Source organism: Pseudoalteromonas sp. MSK9-3 (assembly GCF_003590335.1).
In the GTDB taxonomy this organism is placed as follows: domain Bacteria; phylum Pseudomonadota; class Gammaproteobacteria; order Enterobacterales; family Alteromonadaceae; genus Pseudoalteromonas.
The window spans coordinates 107,371-120,493 of sequence record NZ_MIET01000007.1 but is presented as its reverse complement, the minus strand read 5'-3'; the positions used below and the strand labels follow the sequence as shown (position 1 = coordinate 120,493).

Below are 13,123 nucleotides of genomic sequence, written 5' to 3'. Positions count from 1 at the left end.
GCAAGCTTATGCGCATTAGGCTGAGGGCGTAGCCCCTCAGCCTAGGGCAACTTATAGAAGAACAGCCTACTTAAGGGCCGCTCACGTAAGAGCACGTGACATACACATAAAACAACTTACATAAAAAGCCCCTGTATCACGCTTTAAGTGACTTTAAATAAGCGGGGTTTACCAAGTCGTTTTAAATCAGTAACTGTAAACCAGTACCGGGTTACTGATACGAAGTGATTTATTGGGTTGTACAGCGGGTTTTTCTAAGTGTTTGAGAGTCAATGTGTATTATTGAAATTTCTCACATGTGAGACGTAAAATGGCGAGGGCAAAGTTGCCCGTTATTCTGCTAAAGATGGGGGTATAGTAGCGGTATTGTGAGCACAGGCTTAGTTGTGACTGTATTTATTTAAATACCAGTTTGCTGAGGGTTAACGCAAAGTTAGCTATGCGCTTGCAAGCAATCGACTTACTTTACCCTGTATTTTAATCACCTTAACAACCTATATCACTCAGCACGCGGTTGCGCTTGGCAAAGTGCGGTGTGGTTGGCGCGATAAAATACAGTGTATTCACCCCCTTTTTTATGGAGAAAGCCATGACTACACCTACAACTTATTCGGCGGTAGTTTGGACTAAACAAGGGCTAGCTAAACTTTTATCGGCGTCACAGCAGGGGTTGGACTTACCAATCACCCATGTGTCGGCGGGCAGTGAAGCGTATACGCCCAGTGATACCCAAACGTCATTACGTCAACAACAACAAATCGTGCGCATTGGTGGTGCTGAAGAGCTCGACAATAATCAATTGCGTTTTAGCGCTTTATTTGATGGCGAGAAAACGTATGATGTAAAAGAAATCGGCATTTGGTCTGAACAGACCTTAGTGGCGGTGTACAGTATTCCAAATCAACAACTTAACCATAAAGCCGCCAATGCGGCGTGGGTAGAAATGTTTACCCTCGATGTGTCGGCGCTACCCACACAAAATATTCATTTTGAAGTAGGGGTAAACAACGCCAATATTTTTATGGCAGAAGAGCTCGCAAATTTGACTCATGCACAGTTATTACAAGGTAAAAACCTCATACAGCAAGCACATAGCAACATGCTGATTGAAGACCGCTTACGCAAAGCGGGTTTTTAAGGCGGTACCGCGCGCTTATTTTAACAGCGCGCTTTTAGTAATAACGCACATCCACTCATATTTAATGCAAATTGAGTGATCAAAAACACCGCTGTGGCACGCTAAGTATTTATTTAACTTAAAGCGGGCAGAAAAAAAGCACCGTTAAACAGACTGTGCCATAGCGATGAGTCATATCTATTAGCCATGTATATAGCCAAGTATATAGCCAAGTATATAGCCAAGTATTTAGGTATTTACTTAGGCGTCTACTTAGGCAAATAGGTACCTTTTAATTCACGGGTTTTAGCAGCATTGCATTGTCATTAAGCTCGCAGAATTAAAAGGAATTTAATCGAGGAACTTGTATGACCTTAGAAAAAACACTCTCAAATGTTGCACTAGAAGCAGCAAAACACGCCGACTTAGCAAACCAATTAATAGAGGGCGTAAAAGACGGCATAGACACCATTGAGGTGGTGTCGCAAAACCACAGCGTGATGGACGACTGGCGCACCAAAACCGGTAAAGTGGCATTTAAAGACTTAGCCGGAAATACCCATCAGGTAGACACGCTGGCAACCATCATCGCCGACGCTGAAAAAATTAACCCCAACCCCCATGTGATGACCAAAGCCCAGTTTGATGCCTTGCGAGACATAAGAAAAAAACAGTATGCAGGCAGTGGCTTTGTGGAGTGGGGTAAGCACTATACAACGACAATACTAGATAATGTCAATGAAGGCTTATTCTCAAATAATAATTCTAACCTTTTATGGGGTAGAGGTAGTGATAACAATGTAGGTATATCCAGCACAGACTACCCAATGGCCCTCATTAATGGCGTATCTCACAGTATAAGAGCTGTGAATGAGGTAGGATCACAAACACAGAACTCGATCCCATTCCCTTCAGCACCCAATGGCACTAAAACTTACGACTCCGCTACAGGTGTTGTAACGGAACATGCAAGTGCAGCGGAGGCGTTTGGTGGTTTAGCTAAAGCTGCGAAAAGCCATGTGTGGGATAGACTAACTAGCCATACTTATACAAATGGGGCCACTTCGTTTCAGATGGTTGATAATACAGAGAGCGAAAGCGGGTATATCGATATTAGGCTTAATTTAACTGTCGGTGTTCGGTATGAAATTTCTGTCGTCAGTGACGGCCCGATATCTAATGGTGTTTATGGCTCTCGCATCAGAGATGCTTCCGATGGCACACATATAGCAAGTTTTTCAAATGAAAATGCGGCAGGAACTCATATCGCCACATTCACGGCACCAACTGCTGGTCACTCGATATTATTGTACACGCATGATACCACGACAAATTATAGTGAATTTTCTATTAGGCCAATAACCGAACAAGTCATTATTTCCCGTAAAGATCTGGTATTTCTTGAATCATGGCATGAAAAAATTGCCGATAAAGATGTGGTTTACCCTCTGGGTAATGTGCAATACGGTGCTAACTCTTACGACGGTATCGGATTGCTAAATAACTTGGTGGCACAAGGTTACAGCGCATTTGGCGAGTGGGATACCAATACCACAGGCCATGGTGCCAAATGGTCTGGCTTGTCAGAAGCAAATCGCGCTAAGTTATTAGCGAACCCAGCGCACAATATTTATTACGACCCAGAGGTCAAAGCCTACATTCAAGTACGCTATAGAATACGGGTTGTTGAAGGGGTCGGGGATGACTTTGACTATACCTATGCATATAGAGGCATAACTACAAGTTGGAGACCTAATAGAGGGAATACGGATTACCCTTACTTCAACGTTAGAGGTCAGAATGTATTGTCTGATGACTATTATGATTCAGGTTCTACATCATCTAACGGGTACTTCAATCCACCAAATAATAGCCAACGTGAGATAATTAACGGCAGTGATTTTGAGGGTTTTGCTTCAAAGAAGAGAATAGGACACAATAATAAATGCTTCGCAGTTCCAATAGCCCTTGTGCAACGTATGAACCAAGGTGCGTATCACCCAACTTATAATCCTATGGGGACGGCTGTATTCACTAAAAGTGGTGTAGCAAATTATCATTGGCATAATTTACCTACGGGCTCTATTGTATCGATTTCCGATTGTTTTATGAATGCGACATCAACTAAAATTGGCAAGCATACGGGTTCGGGTTTTATCAGTGCACCATATACGGGCCCGATTAGAAACGATCAATACAAATATTACGATGCAATCTACGCAGGGCAGGTCGAAGACTTACGCCTCAATGCCAATAAGCTTGATGTGAATCAGTTACGTGAAGATTCAATACGTAAAGCGGTTGCTGGTGAAATGCGAGGTAAAGGGAAGGTGCCGTTTACTCGTACTTACATTTCATCTGGAACAGCAGTGGCATCAAATACAAATGGCTTTATACCGGTTCCTGTTAGTAGTGTTAGTGGTGACTTGTCTTGGATTAACCGGAATAATCAAGACACCCAAAAATGTCAGGGTAAAATATTAGTTAATGGGGTCGCTTATGATATTAACGGTATCAGTTACGCTGGAAGTAATTTCGAAAATATTGCACTGAGAACTACTTATCCCTCGGACGCAAGTAGTGGTGATTCTATTCAAGCAGTATTTGGGGATTACTTACCATCTGAATTCGACTCACTCCCTTGCGTAGATATAATCGGAGACCCTAAACGGATTGCAGCCACTTTTCCTGATGGCGTTATTGGGCAGTGGATCCCTCAGATCCCTGATGGCAGTTCTAAGGAATTTCAATTGAATACCAAACTAAATGGAAGTACTTTTAACTCTGCTGTTAGAACTATAGATGATGGTGTAACGTTCTCTGATTTAACAGGCGCATTTAACTCACTGCTTAATACAGCAAAAAACTCTATTACTCATCCTATCGTCACAGGGTACGTAGCGCTAGTAGCATACAAATCACCTTCAAACTTCACAGAACCTTCAACTAACTCTGTTGTACTTGGTGATGTTGGCAAGGTTCATACGAGCGCGGATAACTTTGTAAGCCAAAGTAACCGATTGACGCCAAGCTTAATTGGGAAAATAGGCAAAGATAATCAAGATGGAAATCAACTGCGAGGTAATAGTGTAACGAATGCGCCGTTGACTTCATACAGCAAGCTTTGGAATTCGAACAAGGTGACACACACACCGATTACGCTACGTAAGCCGATTAATGATTCTCCAGCTGTCAAAGCTTTGCCGACAATCACTGAAAAAGATGGGTTATTATACCTACAATTTCATGGTGCTGAGTTGAGGTACGATACGCCGACGATTGTGCAAATCACCTTGAATAACTCAGAAATAAAGGCGACGAAAGGCACGATTTACCGAGTTGCTTCAGAGGTTAACTCTCCATTAGCTGGTGGTGTTTGGTATTGTAACACCACCACAAGCGCAGCGTTTGACGATATTACGTGGTCAAAAAATAGTGATGGAAATATACGTGCTGGAGGTTCAGTGTCAGACCCCAATATTTATTTTATACCACATTATGTGGCTGGTTGGGGCGACGACCAAGTTATTCCTATCGTTAGCGGTGAAAATGTTAAAACCGACCTGAACGGCAACACGGTGAAGGTATTTTGCCACCATACGCAAATACCGATTGGCATTGCGCACCACGGGTAATGCATTTTTAGGGTTATTACTTTTACTCATCAACTTTTAAATCTCTTAGCTTTTTAGTTATCACCTGTTAAGTCACTCACTTTGCAGTTATCTCTTTTTAATAGGGTCACTGACGCACAGCTATGGGCGTTGGTGCCATAAGGAAAATCATGGAACAGAATGATCAAAGTTCGGCGAATGTAGCCGATACGGGCGCTTTGACGCCTGAACAAACGCAAGATACACAGCCAGAAAATACACAACCAGAAAGTACGGAATTAGACAGTACAGGATCAGCCGCGGCGGGCACCCCAGCACACACTGTAGATACACCAGAAACACAAGATGCGGCGCTGCAAACCTCTGAGCAAGAAGGCGATGAAAGTGAATCGACTTCGGATGAAGCACAGATCACACCAATCAGTTATGAAGAGGTGCAAACTAAAATGGCATTGCGCCATTCGCAATCAGAGATTGACGCTGCACTTGAGCAAGCGATTGCATTTGAACAAGATCAGCATGTTGAAGCATACCAGCAATGGGAGCTGGAAGTTGTTATAGCGCAAGCCAAGCGCGATGACGCACTTGCACATAATGCGACGGTAACAGCGGCTGAGAATAGGGCTGAAAACCCGGCTGTAAATGAGGGGGCAGAAACTACTTTGGTCGACGTGCCTGAGTTGCCACAGCAGCCAAAAATAGACATGGCACTGCGCCGCAGTTGTTACCGCACTGAGTATGTTGAGGTTGACTTAGAACTAACAACGCAAACACAAGCACAACGTAAAGAGTATGACGATGCAGCACATATTTTACGTATTTATCCTGCAACTCAGGCACACAGTGCAGAATATATTGCACAAGTACAGCGCACACGGTTTAAAGCCAGTCGAGCACGTAAAGTGGCGCAGCAAACAGTTATTGTAGAAGGCATGGAATTTGATGCCGACGAGCTAAGCCAGCAGCGCATGGCACGGGCGTTATTGCTGATGAATGAGACGCAAACCACCATGTGGGTGTTGGCTAATAATGAGGTGGTGCAAGTGAGTAAAAAGCAGTTGTTCGAGGCTTGTAAACAAGCGGGTGAGCAGCAGTCGGCGCTGTGGGTGCCTGCAATCTAGCTTGCTGTGTGTTAGTTACCTGCATGTTGGTCATCAGTACTTTAGGTATAAGTATGTTAGCGACGAGTTTTGTAGGAAAGAAAGCAACCACATGATGTGACTAACACAGTTAAAAGCCTCGCCATATCTGGCGGGGCTTTTTGGGTTTTAGGAGGTGGCCAAGTTGTTTTACGCATTGTAATAAGTGGGTAAAACCCCTGTCAGCCCCAATAGAAATTAATGAAAATAATAGGAGGTCATAGTGGCCATATTAACGCGAGTGGGCCGAATTGAATTGGCTAAAGCCGTTAAAGCACAAAGTATATATTTAGCATGGGGCAGTGGTCAGCCACAATGGGATACGACCCCTGTGACCGAACAAAGCGGCAGCACCCAGTTAACGCAGGCCTTGGGGTATCGTAAAGCGCGCCGAGTTTTATACTGTGAGCCCGACACCAACGGTGAAATACAAGTGCCTGAAGGAACATTCAAAGCCAGTACGCAAGCCACACCGCACATTTATTGTGAGTTTAATTATGATTTTACCGATGGCCTTGAACAGACCATTCGTGAACTTGGGTTAATGGTAGGCACGCAACCGCATAGCAGTGAACCTGCGGGTCGGTTTTATCATGCCCCCAGCGGCATTGCCGATCCAGGTGTATTGATGTTACTTGAGCATCGCCCTGCGATGTATCGCGACCAAGGGGTACGAGAAACCTTTGAATTTGTACTCAGCTTTTAAGGTTCGACTATGACAGAGTATATAAACAACGCCTTAGGTGACGAATATTACCAAAGCTATGACAAAGACAAGCAGTATCAGCAATTGTTGTTTAGGGCCGGAAAAGGGCTACAAAGCCGCGAGCTAAACGACTTACAGTTACAGGTTAGTCAGCAAGTAAAAGGGCTGGGTGATGTACTGCTAAAAAATGGCAGTGTGGTATCGGGTGGTGCCATAGCAGTAGATACCAGCAAAAAAAGGGTGCAGTTAGGTGATGCACAAGTTTATTTAAATGGCGCGATACAGACTATTGCGGCGGCGCAGTTGCCTATATCGCTCAGCGGAAAAGAGAGCGTGGGGGTGTGGTTAACGCACTCAGTGGTTACTGAACTCACCGACCCAGACATGCTAGACCCAGCAGGTAAAGACTCGCCCGTTATTGCCCAAAACTTTAATGAACCGGGGGCAGCGCGATTAAAAGTGACGGGGCATTGGGGCAAAAGTGACACGCCCAGTGATCTTAACGACGCCGAGCAAAGTGAGTTTTATACGGTCTATCACATAGACGATGGTCATATATTACAAAATAGTGGTACCTCTAAGCAAGACTCAGTGACCTTGGCATTGGCCCGTTACGATCGAGAGTCGAACGGCGGCAGTTATGTGATTGAAGGGTTGGCACTGCGCTACTTAAAAACACACTCTGTTGATGAGGTTGCCAAGCAGTACTTTAGTGTGCAAGAGGGTAAAGCGCACATTAATGGCTATGAAGTAGCGTTTGATACGGCAGTGTCGGCTGCGTTTGATATTGTGCCACAAGAGCGTGAAATATCGAATGAGCCAACCAATTTTGTGCCCAACGAACAAGGAAAAATGGACATTGCGTTCGATTTTTTCCCTGTTAAGCGCGTTGAACAGGTTGTTGTTACTGCGAAAAAAACCGTACAGATGACGCGGGGAAGCGAGCAAGGTGGTAAAGACCTATTACCCGATCTAAGTGTAAAACGCATAGTGACGGTCACTCAAGGTGACACAGTATATAGTCAAGGCATTAGTTTTACCTTCACGGGCAATGATATTTCATGGCAATTAGGGGGCGAAGAGCCCGTTGTTGGCAGCACGTATTTTATAGAATACGAGTACAATGTTGATATACCTCATTCGGCATTGGTAAACAGCGAAACGCACTACACGGTAACGCAACAGTTGCCAGATGGCGGCCAAGTGATCCCCGCTACAGAGATACGGGTAGATTATACCTACTTCATGCCTCGTATAGACTTAATTGTGATCAACGCACGCGGTGAAGTGACATGTATTCAAGGTGCTTCAGCCATACGCAACCCAGTTAAACCAGCAGTGCCAGAGCAACATTTACCTTTGGCATTTGTACACCAAAGATGGGGAAATACCGTACCGCGTATTGAGCTTGCCGCAATTCAAGCGGTAAACATGGCCGATATGCATTATATGCAATCACAGATCAGCGATTTATACCATTTGCTGGCAATTGAGCGTTTACGCAACGACACCAATATTCAAGACGCAACCAGTAAATACGGCGTTTTTGTAGACCCGTTTTTAGACGACGACTTACGAGATGCCGGGCGTGCACAAAGCGCTGCGATCATTGATGGTGAGCTGCTGTTGCCTATTGATGTGGAGGCTGATGCACTTAATCAAACCAGTGAGGCCACGTTATTACCTTATGAACTTGAAGACATCTTAGTACAAACCAGCCAAACAGGCAGTATGAAAGTTAACCCGTATCAAGCGTTTGAACCAGTACCCGCTAGGGTAACACTTACCCCAAGTGTTGATCATTGGACCCAAACACAACAAGTGTGGTCGAGCCCAATTACACGACGCTTTACCCAAGGAGGCGGGCGCATTCAACGTATTACCAGCCGTGTAACCGTTGAACGGGTGGGTACGCAAGTTCAGCAAGTTGAGTTTTTACGCCCTCGTTCGGTGGCATTTACCCTCAAAGGCTTTGGCCCAAATGAACAATTAGAGTCAGTCACATTTGATGGCGTTACGGTGACTGCGGAGGCAACATCATGATAAAAGCCAATCAGCAAGGAGAAGTTACAGGGCGTTTTACCATTCCAAGTAACATTCCGGCAGGCAGAAAGCGGGTAGAGTTTACTGGCGCGGGTAAATCAAACGGCAGTGCGGTTTATACCGGCAGTGGCACCATTCGTGTTGAGACCATGCGCCAAGTAAATACCTTAATTACTCAGCGCTACGACCCACTCGCACAAACCTTTACCCTTGAGCAAAACCGCTTTATTGCGGCGGTTGATTTATGGTTTAAAGCCAAAGGCCCAGAGGCGGTACAAGTACAAATTCGCGATGTAGTGCAAGGTGTGCCAACGCAAAATGTGCTTGCGCAAACCAGCGTAGACAGTGCTGACATTCACTTAGGTGAGCAATTTACGCGCTTTAGTTTTACGCCGGTGTATTTATTAGCCGGTCAAGAATACGCCATTGTGGTATTAACCGATGGGGCTGAGCACGAAGTGGCCATCTCAGAGCTGGGCCAATTCGACGCGCAAACAGGGTGGGTGACCAGTCAGCCTTATCAGGTGGGGGTACTACTGTCGTCGAGTAACGCCAGTACCTGGACGCCGCATCAAACGCGCGATTTAACCTTTAGGTTAAAAGCCGCCAAGTTTACTGACACAACGCACACCCTAGATTTGGGGAGTGTGAGCGCTGAGCAAATTACCGATGTGATGGCGTTGGCTGTTGTGCAGCGGCCCAGTGCCAATACCGATGTTGAATTTACCATTAGCAGTAATGACAGCGCGTTTAGCACACAAACCTTGCAAGAATGGCAGCCAGCACAATTACCCGCAGCCTTTACTGGGCAATTAAGCGTTAAAGCCCATTTGAGTGGTAGCCAAACACTGAGCCCCATACTGTTTGCCGATAGCCAATGCGCCAAAGGCGTTGTTAGCTCCTCAGCCGATTATATTTCCCGAGCGATTAATTGCCGTCGAGGCGGGCAGTTTACTGTGAGCTTTGAAGCGAATTTACCCACCAATGCCACCGTGAACGTGTTTGTTGAAAAGCAAACAGAGAGTGGCTTGAGCTGGGCTAAGTTAGAGGTGGATGCAGTGCAAGAATTGGCTGACAGTTGGCAGCAAATAGATTGCCGGTTAACGAATATCGAACAAGACAGTATACGTGTAAAACTGGTACTCACTGGCACCGCGTCAAGCAGGCCAAGAGTGCGTAATTTGAGGGCGTTTTCAACCTAAGGAGGGTCTATGACTGTAGACAATAAAACCCCACATCAACAATACCCACTGCCACACCCAACCAATCAACTTGATCAAGATGTGTTAAGACTCGCCGAAGCACTAAAAGCCGTTGATAGCAATGTATATGCGCTACTACAAGCCGATAAAAGTGCCAACGAAGCCAGAGAAACGCTTAAAAAAGCACTAGAGGAAAACGATAAAACCCTCGACGCTAAGCTAACTACTCTTGAAGACAAGCACGAAACCCAGGTTGAAGCATCCACAAAACAAGCACGTAAACACAAGCTCAACCAATTGTTGGGCGAATCAATTTTTCCACTATAAGAGGATATTATGGCAACAATACAAAATGCCGTACAGGCCATGGTTGATAAACTGGTGACTGATATGAAAGGCAGCACACCGTTATCGGCAGAAGACCAAGCGCTAGTCAGTAATGCAATAACCAAGTTAGCAGACAACGACCGATTAGAAAAAGCCCTCGTAGCGGTTGCAGAGGAACATTTAGATGTTGCGACTGGGGAGTTAAAACAAGCGACGAGCAATAATACATCAACGATGGCAAACGCAACGCAGTCGGTGAATAATGCAAGTAATACATTGGTTTCGCGAAGCGCTCAGTTAAGCCAATTAGACAATATTACACCTGCGATTGAGAATATCACCAAGGTACAGCAGCAGGCCTCAGCGAGTTATGTAAAACCCTTGTTTGGTTTAACTCCGTTGGAGACCGCAGGTTCTGGTGGGGAAAATCGAAGGACTACTGCTGCATTTGCAATTTATGATAATTCAGGGGAAACGCATCTGGTGCGACCAAGTTATACAGCGAATACCACTCAAGAACAAAGCAGAATTGAGTTTTTGACTTTGAGTAATGATGGCAGTCATAAATCAACACACTTTACTAGTTTTGTTTACACTAATGCATTTGAGCAAAACCCGGTAGGAAAAGTACTCCAGTATGGCTCATCCGCATTTTTACCATTGGCGTTGAAAGCTGCACCAAATGATATTCAGTATGAAGTTGTATTTAGCTCGCAAGATTCAGTTAGTTCGTCAGTAAATGACTATGGTGGTATTTTTTGTAAAACAGCTGGGTTTAACTCTATCACTAAGCCCAAGAAAAACCTGAATGCGGTTGACCAATGGGGGGTAACGACAACAACAAACTATGCGTATAAAACAGCAGGGGTTTTGTACGACAACAATAAACATTGTTTAGTTATGGTTGATGAAGGGACGTCGTTATTAATTGAAAAATACCGTGACGGTAATAACATTACGTCAATTTCAATTCCGGATGATGCCGCACTGCAAAGCTATGTTAATGCTGGGGATTTTACTTGTGTTAATTTTATCTACAATACAATAGTGCATCCTCATGGAATAAGTAGGTATAACCATGCAGAAGGTGCGATGAGTTCATACGCACAAAATTATCATGGCTATTTTGGTATTCTCAATGGAGTAACTAAAATGGGTCATAATAAATACAGTGCGCATTACCGTTTTACCGAAGGTAAAAAGCTCGAGCCCATAAACTATTATTTCATGAGCAATTCAGAAGCATATAAAACAGCTAATAGCTCCGGCACTGTCAATAGTGAGGGAGAGGTGACAATTGCATTGGAAAGTATGATGGGGGAGTTATTAGGTATGTATCAATATAGGACAAAACCAGAAAGCGCTGGTTATTCTGGTGGTATCGTAGCCGTCGCAGTTAACTGTATCAATCCGTATTCAAATGTGGGCATTTTGAACGAGCACTATTTACATAATCAGTATGGTTTAGGCCGAACTTGCAGAGCGTTTTAGGAGTAAAATATGAATTGTTATTATAATGAAATTCAAGGCATGTGTATTGAAGGAAATTTCTGGCAAGTTAACCCTGTTACGGGAGCTAATTGGACTGCGGAATCTGCCGCTGAATATATAGCGAGTTACGAGCCGAAAGAGATTGATCAACTACAAGTGAATAAAGGCGAGGCAGTTGAAAGAATTAAAGCCGCGGTAGCTAAGCGCTTAACAAGCACATTTTGGCGGGTTGAAAGAGCCCAAGAGCGCCTAGAACTGGCTAAGTTAGGGTCTAATGACGCTTTAATCGTTGCTGCGACTGAGACTTTACAAAGTGAATTATTAATGCGAGAAAAGTTAAGAGAAGCAAGCAATTTGGCTGAATTAGATGTAGCAGAAATAATTGACATCGATGAATTAAACTTATTTAACTTTATCCCAGAAAAGTATATTGCTTAACGGTCAGCATTGACCTGTTTCAAACCGTAAAATTCGCTAATATACACCTATGCTAGACAACAAGCTCAACAGGGTTTGCAGCTAGCACAGTGAGCTGATTTGAAGGTTTGCTAACACATCTAACTTGTCCAGATAAAGCCGGTTTGGTTGACTTTTAAGTACACTAAATCGGCTTTTTGTTTTTGGGTGAAGATGATTCAGACAAGCATTTTTGGCAAGAGTGCGTATAGCGTAAAGTATAAAACCATCGCCTCCCTGAACTTGGTTCAGGGTCTATATGTTGTTGGGCGCTGGTGTTAAGTTACACATGGGCGTTAATACAAAAATGGATCCTGACCTTCGTCAGGAAGACCAGAGAGTAGTGCGAAGTATTATAAGAAGTCATCATTTGAGTAAGTACTTAGGTAATTTAAACCTTCGTCTCCCTGAACTTGATTCAGGGTCTATGTGTTTTTGAGCGCTGGTTGTTAAGTTACATATGGGCGTTAATACAAAGATGGATCCTGACCTTCGTCAGGAAGACAATAGTGTGAAGCTACGTGTTAGTATTACGTTATAAGCTCAATAAAAAAACATCCAAAATGGTTTGTTACGGCGAACCATTCTGAATGTTTTTAAAGGGTCAGCATTGACCTGTTTCAAACCGTAAAATTCGCTAATATACACCTATGCTAGACAACAAGCTCAAAAGGGTTTGCAGCTAGCACAGTGAGCTGATTTGAAGGTTTGCTAACACAATCCCAACTTGTACTATTTAAAGCCGATTTAGTTGACTTTTAAGTCGTACTAAATCGGCTTTTTGTTTTGGGGTGAAGATGATTTAGACAAGCATTTTTGGCAAGAGTGCGTATAACGTAAAGTATAAAACCATCGTCTCCCTGAACTTGATTCAGGGTCCATATGTTTTTGAGCGCTGGTGTTAAGTTACACTTGGGTGTTAATACAAAAATGGATCCTGACCTTCGTTAGGAAGATTGTTGTGAAGCTAAGCGTTTGCATTACGTTATAAGCTCAATAAAAAACACTCAAAATGGTTTGCTACGGCG

9 protein-coding genes are annotated in these 13,123 nt (G+C 44.0%); all 9 read left to right on the top strand.

The annotated features are described in order from the left end of the window. The first annotated feature begins 589 nt into the window (after window positions 1–589). The 9 genes from BGP78_RS01870 (at window position 590) to BGP78_RS01830 (ending at window position 12,077) form a co-directional block, all read left to right on the top strand. Complete coding sequence (locus tag BGP78_RS01870) at window positions 590–1,138, top strand: phage tail protein (RefSeq protein WP_119859816.1); 549 nt, start codon at window positions 590–592, stop codon at window positions 1,136–1,138. A 347-nt stretch (window positions 1,139–1,485) separates the two neighbouring features. Continuing rightward, the gene (locus BGP78_RS01865) at window positions 1,486–4,752 is read left to right on the top strand and encodes a hypothetical protein (protein WP_119859815.1); all 3,267 of its coding nucleotides are present in this window, start codon (window positions 1,486–1,488) and stop codon (window positions 4,750–4,752) included. Between the two features lie 149 nt (window positions 4,753–4,901). Continuing rightward, window positions 4,902–5,852 (top strand): DUF4376 domain-containing protein, encoded by a 951-nt coding sequence (locus BGP78_RS01860; protein ID WP_182912195.1) that lies wholly within the window; start codon window positions 4,902–4,904, stop codon window positions 5,850–5,852. A 241-nt stretch (window positions 5,853–6,093) separates the two neighbouring features. Continuing rightward, window positions 6,094–6,576, top strand: coding sequence for a hypothetical protein (locus BGP78_RS01855; RefSeq protein WP_010367972.1), 483 nt, complete (start codon window positions 6,094–6,096; stop codon window positions 6,574–6,576). A 9-nt stretch (window positions 6,577–6,585) separates the two neighbouring features. Beyond that, a complete protein-coding gene (locus BGP78_RS01850) occupies window positions 6,586–8,619 on the top strand; it encodes a DUF4815 domain-containing protein (RefSeq protein WP_119859813.1) in 2,034 nt (677 codons plus the stop codon). Beyond that, window positions 8,616–9,821, top strand: a complete 1,206-nt coding sequence (locus BGP78_RS01845) for a hypothetical protein (RefSeq protein WP_119859812.1) — start codon at window positions 8,616–8,618, stop codon at window positions 9,819–9,821. The genes BGP78_RS01850 and BGP78_RS01845 overlap by 4 nt, the downstream gene beginning before the upstream one ends. 9 nt (window positions 9,822–9,830) lie before the next feature. Then, window positions 9,831–10,148, top strand: a complete 318-nt coding sequence (locus tag BGP78_RS01840) for a hypothetical protein (protein ID WP_119859811.1) — start codon at window positions 9,831–9,833, stop codon at window positions 10,146–10,148. 9 nt (window positions 10,149–10,157) lie between these two features. Continuing rightward, a complete protein-coding gene (locus BGP78_RS01835; RefSeq protein WP_119859810.1) occupies window positions 10,158–11,639 on the top strand; it encodes a hypothetical protein in 1,482 nt (493 codons plus the stop codon). Window positions 11,640–11,648: 9 nt separating this feature from the next. Continuing rightward, window positions 11,649–12,077, top strand: coding sequence for a hypothetical protein (locus BGP78_RS01830; RefSeq protein ID WP_119859809.1), 429 nt, complete (start codon window positions 11,649–11,651; stop codon window positions 12,075–12,077). Window positions 12,078–13,123: the final 1,046 nt, after the last annotated feature.

Excerpts from the sequence above, each read along its gene's own strand:
- BGP78_RS01870 (WP_119859816.1), top strand. The coding sequence starts at position 590 with ATGACTACACCTACAACTTATTCGGCGGTAGTTTGGACTAAACAAGGG.
- BGP78_RS01865 (WP_119859815.1), top strand. The coding sequence starts at position 1,486 with ATGACCTTAGAAAAAACACTCTCAAATGTTGCACTAGAAGCAGCAAAA.
- BGP78_RS01860 (WP_182912195.1), top strand. The coding sequence starts at position 4,902 with ATGGAACAGAATGATCAAAGTTCGGCGAATGTAGCCGATACGGGCGCT.
- BGP78_RS01850 (WP_119859813.1), top strand. The coding sequence starts at position 6,586 with ATGACAGAGTATATAAACAACGCCTTAGGTGACGAATATTACCAAAGC.
- BGP78_RS01845 (WP_119859812.1), top strand. The coding sequence starts at position 8,616 with ATGATAAAAGCCAATCAGCAAGGAGAAGTTACAGGGCGTTTTACCATT.
- BGP78_RS01840 (WP_119859811.1), top strand. The coding sequence starts at position 9,831 with ATGACTGTAGACAATAAAACCCCACATCAACAATACCCACTGCCACAC.
- BGP78_RS01835 (WP_119859810.1), top strand. The coding sequence starts at position 10,158 with ATGGCAACAATACAAAATGCCGTACAGGCCATGGTTGATAAACTGGTG.
- BGP78_RS01830 (WP_119859809.1), top strand. The coding sequence starts at position 11,649 with ATGAATTGTTATTATAATGAAATTCAAGGCATGTGTATTGAAGGAAAT.